Raw genomic sequence first — 18903 nt, forward strand, 5'->3', positions numbered from 1 at the left:
ATATGTATCTGAGTGGACCAGCCTGGAATGCTGCATTGGAGACTCTTGAATATCTTGCAAAACACGGGGTTAGAGGATATGTCACAGGGGGAGCAGTTCGTGACACACTGCTCCCGCGTAAAATCAGGGACATCGATATCGTACTGGAAGCCTCTTCTGAGGTCGTGTTGTCCTTGTTTCCTCAAGCGGTGCAGCCATCTGCTCCTTTTCCTGTTTTTATCGTCCCCCGGGGTGGACACGTGTTTGAAATAACGACTTTTCATCCGGATAAGCAGACGCTTCAGGAAAACCTTGAACAGAGGGATTTTACGATAAATGCGATGGCGGTGGACAGGAGCGGACGTCTTATTGACCCGGGTGGTGGAGAAAACGATATAAACAGGCAGAGGATCCGTTCCGTTTTTCCGCAGGAGCGCATGCAGGAGGATCCACTGCGGAGGGTGCGGGCTTTTCGGTTTGTGTCAGAACTCGGATTCAGCGTGGATGAGTTAACCTGGCAGGCGCTATGTACGGCGGGAAATGGGCTTTGGCATACTGCAGAAGAACGGATTCAAAGAGAAATCGAAAAACTGCTCACCGGCATGGATAATTCAAGAGCCCTGGGACTGCTGCTGCGCTCCGGTGTGCTGCATGATTTTCCGCCTTCCATCAGGCCGGAGCACGTTCTGAAAAAGCAAAAACACCCGAATATGGCGTCTTTTTCTTCCATCGAGGAAAAATGGACGGTATTCTTCTTCCTGTTGTATGGCGGACAGGCAGGGCGTTTCGTAAGCAGGTGGCCGATGAAAAAAAGCCTCCAAAAGCGTATCCGTCACATCATTCAAGTCTGTACCGCCAATCCTGATGAAATAGAATGGAACACAGAGCTTGTTTACCGAAACGGCAAAAGGTGCGCTCTTCAGATTGAAACCGTCCACCAATGGCGGAAAGGAAAACAGAACAACGGCACACTGGAACACATCGAAGAGCTCGCCCGCTTGCTTCCTATCGCTTCAAGGAGTGATTTGAAAGTGGATGGATCGGATATCGTCAAGCTGCATCCCGCTCTACCGGGAAAGCAGATTGGTCATCTTCTGACGTTCCTGGAGGAAGAAGTGCTCCAAGGACGTGCTGCCAACACACATAAGGAATTACTATCCCTCGTAAAGGAGAAACTGTCACATGAGAGATAAGCTGCTGCAGGTGCTTGAAGATACAGCCGATGCCTATGTTTCCGGACAGCAGATCAGCCGAAAACTCGGTATTTCGCGGACTGCTGTATGGAAACATATAGAGGAATTGAGAAAGAACGGTTATGAAATCGAAGCGGCACCCCGGAAAGGATACCGTTTGACCCACACGCCCAACCGTGTAAGCGCTGATGAAATAAAAGCGCGGCTTCATACGAATACATTCGGACAGAGGCTGTTCTATAAAGAGGAAGTCACCTCCACCCAGGAAGAAGCTCATGAACTGGCGGGAAAACACGAACCGGAAGGAACAGTCGTCGCCGCCGATAAACAGGTGAAAGGAAAAGGCAGACTGGACAGGCCTTGGCTTTCCACGCCGGGAACGGGACTGTGGTTCAGTATTATACTGCGTCCTGACATACGGCCGCAGTATGCTCCCCAGCTTACCCTGCTTGCAGCAGTCGCTGTAACCGAAGGAATCAGCAGTGCAACTGGTCTTGACCCATGTATTAAATGGCCGAATGATATTTTACTAAACGGAAAAAAAACCGCCGGCATTCTGACAGAAATGCAGTCGGACCCGGACCGGGTTCAGGCTGTGATTATCGGCATCGGACTGAATATCAATCACGAAACAGATGATTTCCCGCCTGATCTGCAATCGAAGGCGACATCCCTGGCACTGGAGAATAACGGAGCAGCGTTCCACCGCGCTGATATTACTGCTTCTGTTCTGAAAAGTATGGAGCAGTGGTATGAGACTTATTTAACAGAGGGATTCGCATCCATCCGCAGACGCTGGGAGGAACTTGCCGTTACCATCGGAACCCGTGTCCGGGCTGTGTCCCGGTCCAAAACGGTGGAAGGATACGCCGAAGGAATTACAGAAGACGGCGTTCTTCTTCTTAAACAATCAGACGGTACGATTGAGAAAATTTACAGTGCCGATATTGACTGAAGCTGGAATATGATATACTTATGATGCCCGTAGAGACGAAACGGCCGGGGTGAAACCTATGACAAGAAAATTTGTCGTTATTGACACGGAAACGACAGGAAACGCTCCTAAAAAAGGAGATAAAATTATTCAGATAGGAGCGGCTCTCATCGAAGACGGCCGTATTGAAAAGGTATGGTCTTCGTTTATTCAGCCGCATTCTTCCATTCCTTTGTTTATCCAGCAGCTGACCGGTATTTCCTCTGAAGATGTTAAAACAGCCCCGGAATTTACCGACGTCGCGCCAATGCTCCGGGAGTGGCTGGAGGATTCCTATTTTGTCGCACATAACGTTCCATTTGATCTTCAATTTATAAATAGTGAACTTCAGGAAGCGGGGTTTCCGCCTTTTCAGGGAAGTGTACTGGACACCGTCGAGCTGTCCCGCATTCTTTTCCCGTCGGCTCCGGCGTATCAGCTCTCAAGGCTGACCCAGTGGCTCGGCATCTCCCACAACCGTCCCCACCAGGCTGACAGCGACGCGTGGGTAACCGCCTCTTTACTTCTTCGGCTGCTTCATAAACTGGCTGGTCTTCCGGAAACGACGAAAAAGTGGTTTCATTCGCTCGCACCGCATCTTGAGAGTGATGTATCGGCAGTGATGAGAGAACCTGTCATCAAACAGGAAACAGTCACCAATTCTGATCCACGGTGGATGGAGTATAAAGGAATTGTATTTAAAAAACCGGATTCGGATGATACCGGTCAGGATAAAATGAAAGGTTGTGCTGGAGAAATAGACACGTTTTTCTCTTCAGACGGACCATTCGCTTCTGAAAAGGAAACATTTGAGTACAGAGAAGAACAGGCCGTGATGGCACGGAAAGTGGAGCAGGTGCTGCAGGAACGCAGCCATTTGCTGGTTGAGGCAGGACCCGGGATTGGCAAAACGCTCGCGTATCTCGTGCCCGCCCTTTATTTCAGTAAACGAACCGGTCAGTGTGTACTTGTTTCCACCAACACGATTTCACTACAGGAACAGCTGATGCAAAAAGAACTTCCGTTACTGGAAGAAGCTGTTCCATTTTCCTTTTCGATGATTCTTTTAAAAGGAAAAAGCAATTATCTCTCGCTGCGCCGGTTCCGCCAGGCAATCGGAACGGCAGCCGGTTCTTATGAAGAGGTTCTCACGATTGCACAAATTCTTGTCTGGATTCTTGAAACAAGTACCGGGGATGTTGAAGAAATCAATATTCCAGGCGGCGCAGGAAATGCCCTCTGGGAGAAAGTGTGCACCGATGACCTGGACAAGCGGGGGCATTTTCCATCATGGGAAGCGCTGGATTACTATCCCCGCGCCGTTCAGCATGCCGGACAGGCCGACATTGTGATTACCAACCACGCCCTGCTTTTTACAGACATGAAAAACGGTGGCGGTCTGCTTCCTTCCCACGATCATGTCGTCATTGACGAAGCTCATCACCTTGAGGAACTGGCTTCCCGGCATTTAGGTGTGGAAATCAGCTATTTTGATGTAAATCAGGCTCTGAACCGCCTCGGTGTTCTGGAAGACACCGGACTGTTTCAACGCCTTTTTGTGTTTGAACAGGAAAAAGCGGAACAGTACTCGATGACGTGGTTTCAAAAGAGACAGGATTATTTCACATTATTAAAGTATGAAATAGATGAACTGTTCCGGATGGTCCATGAATTCTGTCTCAAACAGTCTGAACACGGGCACACGGACGTGGGACGGTTGTCGCTTCGTTATTTTCCAGCCCACATGAACCATCAGGCGTGGATGGGAATACAGGACGCGCTGGAGCGGGCGCTTGCCGTATTTTCAGAAGAAACAAGACAGTTCGAGTCTTTTTGCAGCAGCCTTTCCGCTCTGATTCATATGGATTCAGCAGAAAATGGACTGCTTCAGGATTTTGCTTCAGCTCTGGAGGAGGCAGCTAACCTGTTTGATTACCTTCATTCTTTATTTATGATAGAAGACTCCAACCATGTCTACTGGATGGAAGTAGAGAAGAAGGGAGCAGCGAATGCCGCGTATATATACCGGAGACCGGTCGATGTTTCGGATCTTCTTGCCGACCGGCTGTTTCAGGAGAAAGACAGTGTCATCATGACGTCGGCTTCCCTTACATTGAAAAACTCCTTTTCCCATGTCATTACAAAATGGGGGCTGGACGACTTTGTGCCTGAAACGATGCAGCTTTTCAGCCCTTTTCCGATACATGAACAGGCAGAACTGCTCGTTCCACAGAATATGCCTTCGGTGAAAGACCGGTCGTTCATTGCAGATACTGCTGAATTTATCTATCATACAGCCCACATCACCGAAGGGAAAATGCTGGTGCTTTTCACATCGTTTGATATGCTGAGGCGGACGTACGACCAATTGAAGCAGTGGGATGAGGAAAACCAGTTTTCCTTTATCGCCCAGGGAGTGAAAAGCGGGAGCCGCTCCCGTCTCATGAAGATGTTTAAGCAGCAGGAGCAGGCTGTACTGCTTGGAACAAATTCTTTCTGGGAAGGTATCGATCTGCCCGGTGAGGATCTGAGCTGCCTTATTATCGCAAGGCTGCCGTTTCCGCCTCCGGATGATCCGATGACACAGGCGAGAATGGAAGCGGCGGAACAAAACGGTCTATCTTCGTTTCGAAACGTGTCTCTTCCCCAGGCGGTACTTCGATTTAAACAGGGATTCGGCAGACTGATCCGCCACAGAAAAGACAGAGGAGTCGCTGTTGTGCTCGATGAAAGAATCATGACGGCCGGTTACGGAAAGACCTTTTTGGAGTCTATACCGGAGCTGCCTGTGGTCCACCGGCCGGTCGATCATCTGCTGGATGATATAGCTTCATTTTTTTACGACTGACAGGAGGGTGTGTGTTGCAGCACTTCATCATTGAAGATATTCATCTGCTTCCGGATGGCAGCAGAGAGTCCGTGCAGAAAAACTGCTATATGGAAATCAAAGACGGAATTATTGCGGAAGTGGAAACGATGCCGGTCCCTGATCATAAACACGATCTTATTCCCCGTATACAGGGAAAAGGCAGATGGGTTCTTCCCGGCATGTACAATACACATATGCATACACCGATGACGCTGCTGAGAGGTACAGCTGATGATGTTCCCCTTAAAGAGTGGCTCGAAAAAGAAATATGGCCCCGGGAGGCTGAACTGGACCGCGATATGGTGCAGGCCGGTACGGACCTTGCTCTGGCTGAAATGATCCGCTCGGGAACGACAGCCTTTCTGGATATGTATCATCTGCATATGGACCTTGTCTTTGAACAAACGAGGCAGGCCGGCATGAAAGCAGTATTAAGCCGTGGGATGATCGGCTTTGGAGGACAGAAAGAATGGGAAGCGAAACTAAGCGGGGCGGTGGAACTTGCCCATTACTGGAATAAGGAAGGAAATGGTAAGATAAAGGGAATGCTCTTTCCGCATGCTCCTTATACGTGCCCTCCGGCATTCATGACGCAAATTGCATCTGCCGCCCGGGAACATGATTTGATGATCGGTACGCATGCTGCCGAAACTGCAGGAGAAGTCGAGGAGTATAAAGAGAATTACGGACGTACGCCGGCCGCCCATCTTGACGATCTTGGGTTTTACGAACAGCAGGCGGTATTGACTCATGGTGTTCACGTGTCAGAAGAAGAGATAAGCCTGCTGCAAAAGAAACGCGCCTTTATTTCCCATAATCCGATGAGCAATGCGAAACTGGGGTCCGGCACGGCGCCAATCAGCCGTTTTCTTGAAGCGGGCATTCCCGTCACTCTCGGCACGGACAGCTCCGCATCCAACAACAACCTGGATATGTTCCAGGAAATGAGAATGGCTGCTCTTATGCAGAAGGGTGTCCGGATGGATCCCGGCGCAGTCGGGGCAGAAGACATTTTCCGGATGGCAACGCGAAATGGGGCGCATCTCCTTGGCTTTGAAGGAGATGGACTGCTTCAGCCCGGAGGCCCTGCTGATTTTATTATGCTGGATGCCGAAAAGCCCCATTTGCAGCCGGAACATCATATGGTGTCTCATGTTGTGTACGCCGCTTCCGGTCAGGACGTGACGGATGTATTTGTCGATGGAAACCAGCTCATGAAGGACAGGGAGCTCGTTACAATAGACGAAGAACGGATATTGTACAATGCCCGTTACCAGCACGAAAAACTGGAACAAAGACGGTGACGTGATGGACACAACAGAAAGGAAATGCAATATGAAGCGCTGGTTTCTTCTTACAGGAATAGCAGTCATACTGGCGGCAGGACTATCTTATCTCGGTTATACGATGGTTCGTTCCTCTCTGGCACAAACGCTGGATGAGGCGGAAAATATCGTCCTCGCTAAAGAGAATGTGACGTCGGTGCAGGAGTCTTATTACTTTCATGGACAGGAAACGGTTTACAGCGTATACGCTGTGTTATCCGATGGTTCCGAAGAATGGTTCTTTGTGAAGGGAGGCAGTGCAGCCGCCCGTCTGCCCGCACAGCAGAGCATATCATCCGCTGAAGCCAAAGAAATGGTCCGCAGCCGCTTTAACCGGCAGAGTATCCGCAGTATAAAACCGGGTTTCGAGAATGGCACCCCGTTGTATGAAGTGACGTTTGAAAATGACAATTCTCTTCATTACTATTATTTATCAATGAAAAATGGAGACTATATCAAACGGTACAGCATCCAGAAATCCGGGTAGAATTACCTCCCGGGAAGAGCAGAAGAAAACCATACAGCATGGCACAAACGCTGCTTGAATTTAAACGAGGTTTTTATTACACTTACGATATCCTGTTTTGTAACGTAACGAGGAGGAATAGAGATTATGGAGCTATCTAAAAGAGTATCGGCGCTTAGTCCGTCTTCCACTCTGGCGATTACGGCAAAAGCCAAGCAGTTAAAAGCCGAGGGGCATGATGTAATTGGCCTGGGCGCCGGCGAACCTGATTTCAACACGCCGTCGTACATAATAGAAGCAGCGGCCGCGTCCATGAGGGACGGACACACGAAATACACCCCGTCCGGCGGAATGCCGGAATTAAAAAAAGCAGTTGCCGACAAATTCAAAAATGATCAGCAGCTGACGTACACGGAAGAAGAAATTATTATCGGTAACGGAGCGAAACACATTTTATATACACTCTTTCAGGCTCTTCTGGATGAAGGAGATGAAGTTATTATTCCAGCTCCTTACTGGGTCAGTTACCCGGAGCAGGTAAAACTGGCCGGCGGAAGACCGGTATTTGTAAAGGGGAGCGAAGACAACCATTTCAAAATCACCGCAGAGCAGCTGGAAGAGCACGTATCTTCTTCGACAAAAGCTGTCATTATCAATTCACCCGGCAACCCGACAGGAAGCATGTATACGAAAGAAGAACTGAAAGAGCTGGGGGAAACCGCTCTGAAACATGATCTCATCATCGTTTCTGATGAAATCTATGAAAAATTGATTTATGGAAATGCCACGCATGTTTCCGTGGCGCAGCTTTCACCGGAACTCAAAGAACAGACCGTGCTCGTTAACGGGGTATCCAAGTCCCATTCGATGACAGGGTGGAGGATTGGATATGCTGCCGGAAACAGCACCCTTATCAAGGCGATGACCAACCTGGCGAGCCATTCAACGTCCAATCCGGCGTCGGCTTCCCAGTTCGGAGCGCTTGCAGCCTACACGGAGGATGACGGTTCCGTGGAAACCATGAGACAGGCATTTGAAGAGAGATTGAATACCGTATATGATAAACTGATAGACATAACGGGTGTTTCATGTGTGAAGCCCGAAGGAGCCTTTTACCTGTTTCCAAATGTGAAGGCAGCTGCCGATAAAGCGGGATATAACACCGTAGATGAATGGGCCAAAGCGCTGCTTGAGGAAGAAAAAGTGGCTGTTGTACCGGGAAGCGGCTTTGGTTCTCCGGATAATGTCCGTCTTTCCTACGCGACATCACTTGATGCACTGGAACAGGCACTGGAGCGGATACAAGCATTTATTGAAAAAAAGAACGCTTTATCATAAAGCAGGAGCATGCTGTGAAAGAAAGGCTTCCTGCTCCGCTCCGCCCCCTGATTCCGGGGGTTTTTCTTTGACAGGAGAGAAAGCGGGTAGGAAGCCGGACGGCCGAAAGGGGGAATGATGAATGAATCAGGAACAGGCACTTCACCTGCTGCAGTATGGAACCACACCAGTTTCCAACCTGCTTTTTGATTATTATGCTTGTATCGGACTCAACGAAAAAGAAATGATGATGCTGCTTCATATCTACCGGTTTATTGAAGACCATCATCCTTTTCCGACTCCGGGCGAACTTTCCGAGCGGATGGCCATTACAGATGATGAGTGTTCCAGCCTGCTGCGCACCCTGATTAATAACGGGTTTTTGGATATGCATAAAAACGAAGATGATAATCAGGTAATGTATGAAACATTCTCTCTGGAACCGTTATTCCGGCGGATTGTCGAAGCTTTTTACCGCCCGGCGGAAGACCTCCGGACCGAAGCGGAGGGGGAAGGAGAACTCTACCAGCTGTTTGAACAGGAGTTTGCCAGACCTCTTTCGCCGATGGAATATGAAACAATCAGCGTGTGGATGGATCAGGATAAATATAGTGCCGATCTTATAAAAGCGGCCCTGCATGAATCGGTATTGTCCGGGAAATTGAATCTGCGCTATATTGACCGTATCTTATTTGAATGGTATAAAAACGGCATCCGCACGAAACAGGAAGCAAAAGCTCACAGTGACCGTTTTCGTAAATCGACATCATCAGCCGGAAAAGCTTCAAAAGAAAAACTTCCTGACTATCCGAATATCAATTGGCTGGATGAACCATAAAAGGGCGGATGAAAGATGCTGACAAAAAAACAAATCCGAGAAACACTTGAAACAATCAAAGACATGTACCCTGAAGCCGAATGTGAGCTTCATCATTCCAATGCTTTTGAACTGCTTATCGCTGTCGTATTGTCTGCGCAGTGCACCGATGCGCTGGTGAATAAAGTGACACCGGGACTTTTTCAGAAGTATAAAAAACCGCAGGATTATCTCGATGCATCTCAAGGTGAGCTGGAGCAGGATATACGATCCATCGGGCTGTATCGGAACAAGGCAAAGAATATCAAAAAACTTTCCGCCTCTCTTCTCGAACAGTTTGAAGGGGAAGTTCCCCGCTCGAGAGATGAATTGATGAGCCTTGCCGGCGTTGGCAGAAAGACAGCCAATGTTGTGGCATCTGTCGCATTTAAAACACCTGCCATCGCAGTCGATACCCATGTGGAAAGAGTCTCTAAGCGTCTTGGCATCTGCCGCTGGAAAGACAATGTGCGCGAAGTGGAAGAAACCCTGATGAAAAAAGTTCCGGAAGAGGAGTGGGCGGATACGCATCACCGGTTGATTTTTTTCGGCAGATACCACTGCCGGGCGCGGGACCCTCAGTGCGCATCGTGCCCGCTTTTGCATTTATGCCGTGAAGGACAGAAACGAATGAAACGGGGGGACGTGCAGCATGCATGATAAGCTCGTTATCCCCCTCCATCTTGCTCAAGCCCCTTTTTATTATCAACACGATGTGGATTTATCCTTTCTCCAGGAAAAGAGAGCACCGTTCAGGGAAGAAATTTTGTGGGAAAACGGCTGGTTGAACGAGGCTCCATGGGAGCATCCTCTGACGTCTGTACCGAATCTGTTCGAGGAATGGGAGGAGCGTCTGAACGTGCTGGAAATCTGTTACGCGGACCGGGATACAGCATCCGCCCACCCTGTTATGATCGAGCAGACGGCCGCTCTGTTATCGGTTCTGTCCTGGATGAACAGATGCCGGGTTCCGGGAGCGGATCCGGACGTTTTCACCACAGCTGCCAAAGATATGAGAAGGGTGCCTTCCAACGCCGGCGGAAGGCTTTCTTTTATCATAAGCAGGCCGTCCCATCATCACAGTTTTATACAGCTTAAAAGCCTGTTTGTGGAAAGCAGAAAGCAGTTTGCCCTTATAAAGATTGAAGAAAAAAATTAAATGGTTCGTTTTACATGACACGGAGGGAAAATCATGCCAGAGGTACAAATGAAAGATGCTGGTTCACTGTTGAATCTCCCTTTTTCCGACGAGGACGAAAAACGGCTGCAGGCCCTGGTTTCAAAACGACAGAATCCTGCGTTTGAAGTTGCCTTCTGCGGTCATTTTTCTGCGGGGAAATCGACACTTCTGAATGAACTGCTGGGCAGAGACCTTCTGCCGTCAAGTCCTATTCCGACAAGTGCCAATATTATATCGATTCAATACGGCGACCCGGGTCTGGCCATTACAACCAGTGACGGGAAAGAGCAGCGGTGGCAGGATGAAATACCGTGGGATGAGGTGAAATCCTGGGGAATGAATGGAGAGGAAATTAAACATATTAATATCTACATCCCCTTTCCATTTCTGTCCACTTCAACCCGGCTGTTTGATACGCCGGGGGTGGATTCCACCGACCCGAATCATCAGCTCGTTACCGCAGATCAGCTTTATACAGCCGACTGCATTGTGTATGTCACCGATTATAATCACGTGCAGTCTGAAACAAATCTTCGGTTTTTAAAAGAAATGAGCAGGGAGAACAAACCAATTCTTCTTGTCGTCAATCAGATCGATAAACACAATGAAAACGAAGTACGTTTGACATCGTTTAAAAATGGGCTGCGCACCACGCTCTCCAGGGCCGGTATTCAGCCGATGGAACTTTTTTTCACTTCGATGAAAGAACCCGATTACCCTTTTAATGAATCCGATCGTCTTGCTTCTTTCTTAAAGCCGCTGCTTTATTATGGCGGCAATCTTTCTTCACGGAGCCTGCCGATGCACGAGTCGGGCGCGGTCCATCAATTAATGGAACGGCTGAAAGAAGAAAAAGAAGAAGCCTATGAAACGTGGCAGGAAAATCTTTTATCGCGCGGCATGGACCCAAAAGATGCAGAACAGGCCGGAAGCAGGGAAGAAGAGATTCAACAGGTAGAGCAGCAGAAGAAAGCTGCCGTACAATTGCTCTATGATGAACGCAATCAGCTCCTGAAAGATGTTACGCTGTTTCCGTATACGACAACGGAAAAGGTCAGACACTGGCTCGAAAGCTGTCACCGTCAGTTCAAAAAAGGGCTGCTTTTCACGCGCCGCAAAACGGAGGAAGAACGCGCGAAACGAAAAGAAGCAGTGCTTGAGGAATTGAATGAAAAGGTGAAAACAGAACTGCTTTTTCACGTAAAAAATATACTTCTGGGAGAAGCGGTGCCGTATATGCAGGATCCTGCTTCGTTTGAAACACAGGTACAGGAATGGAGTTTCACCGTTGACGGAGAGCTGTTGGAACGGTTTGTGCCGACATCGGAATTCGACCGGCAGTTTGTGTATACATTCACTGAAAAAATGGCGGATGCCGTAGGGAAACAGCTGAAGGCGGAAACGGAATCTTTTTTTCAGGACTATGAAGAAGCTTTGAAAACGCAGTATGATGAAAAAAAAGCGGCACTGCTGGAAAAACAGGAGAATGCGGAAGATGTAAGCCGGGAACTTCGGGAATGGGAGCAGGCCGCAGATGAAGTGGAGAAGAAATTAGAAGAATGCCGGACGTACCTGAAAACAAACGACGGCGGTCATGACTTTTGGCAGCTTCTCCGAGGCACAGCAGAAGAAGATTACCCGGAAGGAAATATTCCTGATATCGTTGTAACCGAGGAGGAAGAAGAGGATTCCGTGGTTACGGAGGCGGACGCACCGGAACAAACGAAAGAGCAGCCTTTCATTTCTGCGCCGGAGGTAGATGATTCGTTTGTTGAACCTATCCGCCGTTATCTCCATCAATACGGAGACCGGCCTCTGTTTGAACAGGAAAAGAAGAAGCTCGCGCGGCTGCTGGAGCAGTATGATAACAATACGGTCACGGTCTCTCTTTTTGGAGCATTCAGCGCGGGCAAGTCGAGCTTTATTAATGCCATGATTGGTGAACGTGTTCTGCCGGCGGCCCCGAATCCGACGACATCGGCTGTGAACCGTATCCAAAAAAGCACTCTGGCGTATCCTCATGGAACCGTGGTACTGGATACGAAAGAAGAAGCTGTCCTGGAACAGGAGATTCAGGCTGTATCACGGGAACTTGGCACGGATTTGAATCTGGAAACACTTCAAAGCTGGAAGAAACCAAACCAGAATCGATTAACCGACTACCAGCGGACGTATGCCGATTACCTGTTTACTCTGCAGCAGAGTCTGAAAAAAAAGACTGTCCCACCCGGCGTCCGCATCGAAACAGAAATCAATGAGCTTCAGGACTGGGTAGGGAAGGAGGAGTACGCCTGCCTTATTCAGCAGGCATCCATTTATTATGACTGCGCCTGGACTGAAAAAGGTCTCGTCTTTGTCGATACACCGGGTATTCACTCGATTCACGGCCGTCACACGAATGTCGCTTTTGAACAGATGACCCAGTCCAGCGCTGTCCTGTATGTCACCTATTATAATCATGCTTTTTCCAAAGCGGATCAAGTGTTTTTGCAGCAGATGGCGGGGGTCAACGAGGAATTTGATACGAACCGGCTGTATTTTATTATTAATGCATCGGACCTTGCGGATTCGAAGACAGAACTGAATGTCGTCAGAGAGCACGTGAGAGAGCAGCTTCTTCAAAGCGGGATACAAGATCCTCACGTATTCACGTTGTCCAGCAAAGACGCGCTTGCCTTAAAGCAGCAGGATGCTTCGGCCGAAGAGGAAGACGCCTTTACCGGATTTGAGCATTATTTTGAGACGATAACGATGGATACGTTAAAAGCCGATCATCTGGACCAGCTTTATCAACACGGCATGCATATGTACCGTTTACTGCGTTCGCTTCTTGATGACGCAGACAGCGGGGACAATCCGGAACAGATTATGACGAGGCGCCTCGAATCGGTGGATGCATTCAAACAAGAGATTGAGACACTCCATTTTGAAGACCTCCTTCCTTCGCTGCGTCACGAATTGCAGCAGCAATGCTCCTACCTGCAGGAAAGAGTGAAACTGATGGCGCTCGACTACTTCCCTGAAGCTGTGAATCCGGCCGTTCTTAACGGTTCGTCCAAACGGGAGCAGAAAGCCAGGCTTCAGGGAGCCCTCCAGGAAATGGAAGGACTGGCGCGGACTTTTCTGGAACGTGAGATGCAGACCATTATTTTCAGACTGCAGGAGCATGGTGCCAAAGGTATTTACCGCGGGAACCAACGTTTTAGAGACGCAGCGGTCCCTAATGATTTAAACGTAGCAGCTCCTGATTCGCAAGCCTTGCAGCTGCTGCCCGAAAAAGAGGAGGCAGCCGTTCGTATGACCATACCGACCGCTCCTTTTCTTGATTACTACCAGTCCGGAAAGGATTTTTTCGGAAACCGGGCGGTACAGAAACTGAAAGAGGACTTTTCCGAAACAGTCCGTCTCGAAGCAGGGAAGGAGATAGCTTCGCTGGAAGAACGGCTGCAGCAAAGGTTAAATGAACACATGCGGGAACAGGCGGAATACTTCAGAATATATTTTCAGAACGAAGCGGATCAGGAAATAGAAAGGATCCGCTGGCTGTTTGACTCTTCGAAAAAACCGGCGCTTGAAGAAGAAACTTCTTTTCTGCAAAAGCATCTGCAGAAGTAAAAAACGGTTATACCGGCTATGAGCCGAGACAATACCGGAAGTGACGGCTGCAGCGAACTGATTTTTTAGATCGTGGAGTCAGGGCAGGGAAGATAGAACATAAAAATCCGAACGATGCTGCATTCCAACATGGAATGTCCGTTCATCGTTCGGATTTTTATATGGTTCCTATTCTGTTGTCACAGCCTGCAGCCATTTAATTGGTGGAATTATTCTCCGTCGTACTTCCGGAGTCTGAATTACTGTTGTCATCCGAATTGGTGCTGTCACTGGAGGAATTGGATTGTTGTACGTCCGTGCTTCCGTCATTTGATTCACCGCTTGTGTTATTCTCATCACCTGAATCGCCGCTGTCGTTATTGCTGCTGTCATTGTTTTCGGTATTGTTGTTTTCGCTGCCGCTGTCCCCGCTGTTATCATTGTTGGTATTACTGTCTTCGTTATTACCGGAATCATTGTTATCCGATTCACCGCTGCCGGAGGAGCCGCTGTCTCCTGATCCCCCAGCATCCTCACTGTTATCATTCTGCTGGTCTTCACCGTCTTCATTTTCATTGCTGTCACTGCTGTCCTCTTCTTCCTCATCCATATTTTCGTTGTTCTCCGGTACATTGACCTGAACTTCAGACGAAGAGCTGGTCTGATTTGGTCCCTGCTCGTTGACTACGGTGATGCGGAAGCTGTGTGTTACACCGCTCTTGGGAACGGACATCGTATAGCCTGTTTCGGACTGGTTCGATACCGTTTCGTAAGATCCGTTTTCCGTCCGGTGTTCCACCTGGAAGGAGCGGCCGCTCTGTTCACTTTGATCGTAGTCCCAGCTGACCTGAACCGCGTCTTCCTGTTCATCATATACCGCATTTAAACCGGTGATGGATTCAGGCTGCGAGAATGTATCCGACACCTCTTCCGGCCCCGTTCCTTCAACAAACAGTTCCGTGATAATTTGACTCTCCGGTGTGTACCGGCTCGCCCTCTGCCCGCTGCTTCGTTCTATATCAATCGCATTGACGGAATCAGGCTGGGTAAATTCAGGTGTGTCTGTTCCTTCGGAAACATGGGACATCACGAGCCGGAAAATCTCTTTGGCAATATCACTTTCACCGCCGATCAGGTAATTCTCGCCCCGGTCGGAGCTGAAGCCGGTCCAGACGGCTGCCGTATAACGCGGGGTATACCCTGCGAACCATATATCAGGATCACCGCCGTCCGGGATACCGTACTGCTCATGTTCGGATTCAGTAAAGTTAGTTGTTCCAGTCTTTCCGGCCAGCGGAAGATCCGGAATATTCGCTCCGGTGCCGGTTCCTTCATCGACAACGTCTTTCAGCATATCCGTGATCATGTACGCGGTGTAATCCTGCATAGCCTGGCTGGTTTCATGCTCCATCGTAATTTCACGGCCGTCCCGGAATTCGATGCGCCGTACCGCGTGAGGTTCGGAATATGTTCCTTCATTTCCGAAGGCGGCATAAGCGCCTGCCATGTCAACACTTGAAAATCCAGGACTGATTCCCCCGAGGGCAGCTGCCGGGTAGACATTTTCGATCGGCAGACCGAGTCCCCGGGCGAAATCACCGGCTCGCTGCAGTCCGGTCTGCTGCAGCGCCTTGACAGCGGGAACGTTGATGGAGTCGACGAGTGCCTGTCTCATGCTCACAGAGCCTCTGAACGTTCCGGAGTAGTTCTGGATCTGCTGATCGCCGTCTTCGGTATACGTGTGCGGCTCATCGACAAGTTGGTGGTACGTGGACCACTGATTGTATTCAATCGCCGGAGCGTAATCGAGCAGCGGTTTAATCGTGGAGCCGGGCTGGGCGCTGCCGTTGCTCGCATAGTTGAACCCTTTGGCGATATCCTGGCTCTGCCGGTTGCCGACCATCGCTTTAATGGCACCGGTCTGTGTATCAATCAGGGTAAACCCGACCTGAAACTGGTCACTTTGCGGGTAATTGCTGATATGCTGGTTCGTATTAATGACTTCCTCCGCGTATTTCTGCGCTTCAGGATCGAGTGTGGTATAAATTTTCAACCCGGCCGAATACAATTCATTGGAGGAGATGCCTTCGACGTCTTCCATCTCATTCTGGACGTGTGTGATGAACGAGTCGTATATCAGGCCTTCCTGGGTCGGGTTGTAATCAAGCTGTTCATTGATAGTAACCGATTTGGCCTCTTTGGCTTCCTGCTGGGTAATGAAATCATTCTCCTGCATCAGACCAATAATCATGTTTCTGCGTTCTTTTGCGGTTTTTGGATTCTGAATGGGTTCATAATGGTTCGGCCTTCTCGGAATAGCGGCAAGAAGGGCAGCATCTTCGATCGTCAATTCATCGACGTCTTTATTAAAATAGACATCGGAAGCTTCTCCGATACCATATGCCCCCTGTTCAAAATAAATCAGATTTAAATACATCTGCAGAATCTGGTCCTTGGAATACTGCTGTTCCAGCCGGATGGCAAGGTACTGTTCCTGCACTTTCCGGCTGATCGTTTTTTCAGGGGACAAGAAGGCGTTTTTTACAACCTGCTGCGTGATCGTGCTGGCACCTTCCGCGCCGAATCCCTGCGACAAATTAGCTTTTAGTGCGCCGAACACGCGGATGATATCAATACCGAAATGGTCGTAAAATCTCGTATCCTCCACGGCAATAAAGGCTGATTTGACATGGTTGGGAACATTATTGATATCAATGAGGTCGCGGTTTTTCCCGGACTGCAGTCTTGTCACCTGGTTACCGTTCTGATCATAAATCTCAGCTGCCTCGGAAAGCACGAGTTCTTCAGGATCAAGTGCCGGGGCATTGCTGATCATAAAACCGGCCGCGACCCCTCCTCCAAGTACAAGTAGAAAACCTGTGATAAATACAATAAGAAATAATTTCTTGAATATAGACCGTTTACCGGATGATTTTTTATTTTTTTTGCCCGAAGTCTGCTGTGCCTGTCGTTTTTCCTGTCTCGAGCGGTAATCCTGGCTCATGGGTTGTTTTCTTCCTTTCTCTTGAGATGTTTCATTTTGACACGGGACATCATGGAGTTAGTCGACCTATGAAACAAAACGTTACATTATGAAAAATAAATAAGGTCAACAATATCAAGATAGTTTATGCGCGGACTGTATTGAAGGGGAATGTAATGACCGTTTTCCCTTATATCCTGCAGCGGTATCGATTTCCTTTCCTTCTGCCCGAAATACCAATCCAAAAAAAGGGAGGCATCGTATAAATACGTTTGTTCAAGCAGGGTGAAACGGATGATCAAAAACGCAATGCCGTCATGACGGAGAATGTCATGCATATGCTCCATCTGGTGGGCATGGATATTGCCAAAGGGAAAAGATGTTTTATTGCGGGTTTCTTTCGCTTCAAAGTCAATATAGCTGCCGCGGTAAATGCCGTTATAGTCTGTCGTGGAAGGCTGTTTAAAATAAGCTTCGGTAATTTTTGCAGCGCTTCGCTTCGGATAGTCGACATGCACGATCTGTACAGGGGTCGGTTTCTTATGAATAACAGCCTTCCCGGTTGACCGGTAATACTGATTTGTATCGTTAAGATCCTGCTCCAGTGTCATTCCCCGGTTTCCAAACAGGTTGGAGGGAGAAGAGGTCTGATGACTGCGCGAACCGTTATACTTTTTTCCGCCGGGGTATCGAAAGGCCATACTACCACCTGCTTTGCTGTTTTTCATTTCTCCATCATAGCATATCAGGGCCTTGGAAAGAACCATCTTTCTTCTCTTAAGAAGGGAAAGTAGACAATCATGGGGAAGGTCATGTTACGATAAAGGAGTAAGGGAGAGTGAGAGAATCAATGAATGAGAAGCCGGTCAATCTTGGTTTTGGCAATATGATGCCGCCTGAACGAATTATATCAATTGTCAGCTCGGATTCCGCACCTACAAAACGGTTGATTCAGGAAGCCCGGGATAGAAAAATGCTGATTGATGTCACGAATGGTAGAAAAACAAGGAGTATTATCCTTGCTGATAGCGACCACGTTCTGCTTTCCGCTATTCAGCCTGAAACAGTGGCACAGAGATTAAATGAAAATGATAGTGGTGGTTAGTACGAAGCTTCGGCCTATGCCGGAGCTTTTTTTGTAGATTTCAGGCTGATTTATACCTTCTTTTTCGAATAAACACTAGTTCTGTCAGTACAGCAGGGTTTCTTCAATCAAAGAAGAAAGCAGGAGGGACAGGAAAAAGGAGGTATGCAAAATGACAGAACAGCACTTGAAAACAAAAGACATTGCCCGGCGCCTGGAGGTTTCATCGTCAACTGTGCTGAATTGGGTCAAAAAATACAATATTCCATACACCGTTAACGCAAATGGTCATTACTGCTTCGAAGAAGATACTGTTTTGCAGTTTTTGAGTATTAAAAAGCAGCAACAGCAGGATGTATCCCATACCGCTGAAAAAAGCGGCGGCACGGTCAACCGCGATGTGATGCTGGAACGGCTGGCACAGGCCGAGGAGAATGTTCAATTACTTGAGCGGATGATTATGAATAAAGCAGATGATATCGTGACGTTTCAAATCGTAGAGCAGCGCAAGAAAATAGAAGCGTTGACAAAAAAGATGGACAGGCTCGAAAAGCAGATACAACAGCAGCAGGATCCAGAGCTCCGCCGGAAACAGGAGGATACAGCCGGTATCGCTCAACCCGGTCATCTGCCTGCAGGTCTTTTTCAGTTTGAATGAATGACTCCCCGTGATAAGATAGAATGGAGGAGGACAGGGATATGCAGCAGGAACAAAAACAAGAACTTTATACAAAAATACAACAGTTAAAACAATATAATGACCAGTCTCTTCATCATTTCACGACGATAGCACAGAATGCTGAATACACGCCCGATTTTTATGAAGAAGTGAAACCATTTGCCGACCGTATGAAAGAAACAGCCGATGCTTGGAAACCACTGGCGGAACAATGGATTATCGATGAAAAGCCATTCTATTTTTACTTGAAACAGATTGAGGACACGCATGAAAACATGTGTATTTCATCGATACGTTCGTTTCAATCCGATACAAAAAAGAAGCGCTTCCGTGAGATGATTCAGTCGATTGACTATATTTTAACCGGTATGGAAGAACAGCTGGATGTATAACAGGAAAGGAGGA

Annotated in this window: 15 protein-coding genes; 13 read left to right on the forward strand and 2 right to left on the reverse strand. The window is 48.3% G+C overall.

What is annotated here, in order from left to right:
• Positions 1 to 2 precede the first annotated feature (2 nt).
• The 10 genes from BM124_RS05910 (at position 3) to BM124_RS05955 (ending at position 13773) form a co-directional block, all read left to right on the forward strand.
• Positions 3 to 1172, forward strand: coding sequence for a tRNA nucleotidyltransferase/poly(A) polymerase-related protein (locus tag BM124_RS05910; protein WP_170840997.1), 1170 nt, complete (start codon positions 3 to 5; stop codon positions 1170 to 1172).
• A complete protein-coding gene (locus tag BM124_RS05915) occupies positions 1162 to 2127 on the forward strand; it encodes a biotin--[acetyl-CoA-carboxylase] ligase (protein ID WP_093336002.1) in 966 nt (321 codons plus the stop codon). Before BM124_RS05910 ends, BM124_RS05915 begins: the two co-directional genes overlap by 11 nt.
• A gap of 58 nt (positions 2128 to 2185) precedes the next feature.
• A complete protein-coding gene (gene dinG, locus BM124_RS05920) occupies positions 2186 to 4993 on the forward strand; it encodes an ATP-dependent DNA helicase DinG (protein ID WP_093336003.1) in 2808 nt (935 codons plus the stop codon).
• Between the two features lie 14 nt (positions 4994 to 5007).
• The gene (locus BM124_RS05925) at positions 5008 to 6318 is read left to right on the forward strand and encodes an amidohydrolase (protein WP_244504248.1); all 1311 of its coding nucleotides are present in this window, start codon (positions 5008 to 5010) and stop codon (positions 6316 to 6318) included.
• A 31-nt stretch (positions 6319 to 6349) separates the two neighbouring features.
• Positions 6350 to 6826, forward strand: coding sequence for a PepSY domain-containing protein (locus BM124_RS05930; RefSeq protein ID WP_139217072.1), 477 nt, complete (start codon positions 6350 to 6352; stop codon positions 6824 to 6826).
• Between the two features lie 126 nt (positions 6827 to 6952).
• Positions 6953 to 8143, forward strand: coding sequence for a pyridoxal phosphate-dependent aminotransferase (locus BM124_RS05935; RefSeq protein WP_093336006.1), 1191 nt, complete (start codon positions 6953 to 6955; stop codon positions 8141 to 8143).
• A 121-nt stretch (positions 8144 to 8264) separates the two neighbouring features.
• The gene (locus BM124_RS05940; protein WP_093336008.1) at positions 8265 to 8960 is read left to right on the forward strand and encodes a DnaD domain-containing protein; all 696 of its coding nucleotides are present in this window, start codon (positions 8265 to 8267) and stop codon (positions 8958 to 8960) included.
• A gap of 15 nt (positions 8961 to 8975) precedes the next feature.
• A complete protein-coding gene (nth, locus tag BM124_RS05945) occupies positions 8976 to 9638 on the forward strand; it encodes an endonuclease III (RefSeq protein ID WP_093336010.1) in 663 nt (220 codons plus the stop codon).
• The gene (locus BM124_RS05950; RefSeq protein ID WP_093336011.1) at positions 9631 to 10137 is read left to right on the forward strand and encodes a YpoC family protein; all 507 of its coding nucleotides are present in this window, start codon (positions 9631 to 9633) and stop codon (positions 10135 to 10137) included. Before nth ends, BM124_RS05950 begins: the two co-directional genes overlap by 8 nt.
• A gap of 33 nt (positions 10138 to 10170) precedes the next feature.
• Complete coding sequence (locus BM124_RS05955; protein WP_093336013.1) at positions 10171 to 13773, forward strand: dynamin family protein; 3603 nt, start codon at positions 10171 to 10173, stop codon at positions 13771 to 13773.
• 196 nt (positions 13774 to 13969) lie between these two features.
• On the opposite strand, the gene BM124_RS05960 is transcribed toward BM124_RS05955, so the two are convergent.
• Complete coding sequence (locus BM124_RS05960) at positions 13970 to 16756, reverse strand: transglycosylase domain-containing protein (protein ID WP_093336014.1); 2787 nt, start codon at positions 16754 to 16756, stop codon at positions 13970 to 13972.
• 86 nt (positions 16757 to 16842) lie between these two features.
• The gene (gene recU / locus BM124_RS05965) at positions 16843 to 17436 is read right to left on the reverse strand and encodes a Holliday junction resolvase RecU (protein ID WP_093336157.1); all 594 of its coding nucleotides are present in this window, start codon (positions 17434 to 17436) and stop codon (positions 16843 to 16845) included.
• 149 nt (positions 17437 to 17585) lie between these two features.
• Here recU and BM124_RS05970 point away from each other — a divergent pair, with 149 nt between their 5' ends.
• The 3 genes from BM124_RS05970 (at position 17586) to BM124_RS05980 (ending at position 18890) form a co-directional block, all read left to right on the forward strand.
• A complete protein-coding gene (locus BM124_RS05970) occupies positions 17586 to 17840 on the forward strand; it encodes a DUF370 domain-containing protein (protein WP_093336159.1) in 255 nt (84 codons plus the stop codon).
• Positions 17841 to 17946: 106 nt separating this feature from the next.
• Positions 17947 to 18477 (forward strand): phage terminase small subunit-related protein, encoded by a 531-nt coding sequence (locus BM124_RS05975; RefSeq protein ID WP_280139715.1) that lies wholly within the window; start codon positions 17947 to 17949, stop codon positions 18475 to 18477.
• A gap of 41 nt (positions 18478 to 18518) precedes the next feature.
• Positions 18519 to 18890: a YppE family protein gene (locus tag BM124_RS05980; RefSeq protein ID WP_170840998.1), complete on the forward strand. Its 372-nt coding sequence runs from the start codon at positions 18519 to 18521 to the stop codon at positions 18888 to 18890.
• Positions 18891 to 18903: the final 13 nt, after the last annotated feature.

Source organism: Salibacterium halotolerans (assembly GCF_900115625.1).
GTDB classification, from domain to species: domain Bacteria; phylum Bacillota; class Bacilli; order Bacillales; family Marinococcaceae; genus Salibacterium; species Salibacterium halotolerans.

What these genes read in the sequence shown, in the direction of transcription:
- BM124_RS05980 (WP_170840998.1), top strand. Translation starts at nt 18,519, where the DNA reads ATGCAGCAGGAACAAAAACAAGAACTTTATACAAAAATACAACAGTTA.
- BM124_RS05955 (WP_093336013.1), top strand. Translation starts at nt 10,171, where the DNA reads ATGCCAGAGGTACAAATGAAAGATGCTGGTTCACTGTTGAATCTCCCT.
- BM124_RS05915 (WP_093336002.1), top strand. Translation starts at nt 1,162, where the DNA reads ATGAGAGATAAGCTGCTGCAGGTGCTTGAAGATACAGCCGATGCCTAT.
- BM124_RS05970 (WP_093336159.1), top strand. Translation starts at nt 17,586, where the DNA reads ATGAATGAGAAGCCGGTCAATCTTGGTTTTGGCAATATGATGCCGCCT.
- BM124_RS05910 (WP_170840997.1), top strand. Translation starts at nt 3, where the DNA reads ATGTATCTGAGTGGACCAGCCTGGAATGCTGCATTGGAGACTCTTGAA.
- nth (WP_093336010.1), top strand. Translation starts at nt 8,976, where the DNA reads ATGCTGACAAAAAAACAAATCCGAGAAACACTTGAAACAATCAAAGAC.
- BM124_RS05930 (WP_139217072.1), top strand. Translation starts at nt 6,350, where the DNA reads ATGAAGCGCTGGTTTCTTCTTACAGGAATAGCAGTCATACTGGCGGCA.
- BM124_RS05940 (WP_093336008.1), top strand. Translation starts at nt 8,265, where the DNA reads ATGAATCAGGAACAGGCACTTCACCTGCTGCAGTATGGAACCACACCA.
- BM124_RS05935 (WP_093336006.1), top strand. Translation starts at nt 6,953, where the DNA reads ATGGAGCTATCTAAAAGAGTATCGGCGCTTAGTCCGTCTTCCACTCTG.
- BM124_RS05960 (WP_093336014.1), bottom strand. Translation starts at nt 16,756, where the DNA reads ATGAGCCAGGATTACCGCTCGAGACAGGAAAAACGACAGGCACAGCAG.
- BM124_RS05950 (WP_093336011.1), top strand. Translation starts at nt 9,631, where the DNA reads ATGCATGATAAGCTCGTTATCCCCCTCCATCTTGCTCAAGCCCCTTTT.
- dinG (WP_093336003.1), top strand. Translation starts at nt 2,186, where the DNA reads ATGACAAGAAAATTTGTCGTTATTGACACGGAAACGACAGGAAACGCT.
- recU (WP_093336157.1), bottom strand. Translation starts at nt 17,436, where the DNA reads ATGGCCTTTCGATACCCCGGCGGAAAAAAGTATAACGGTTCGCGCAGT.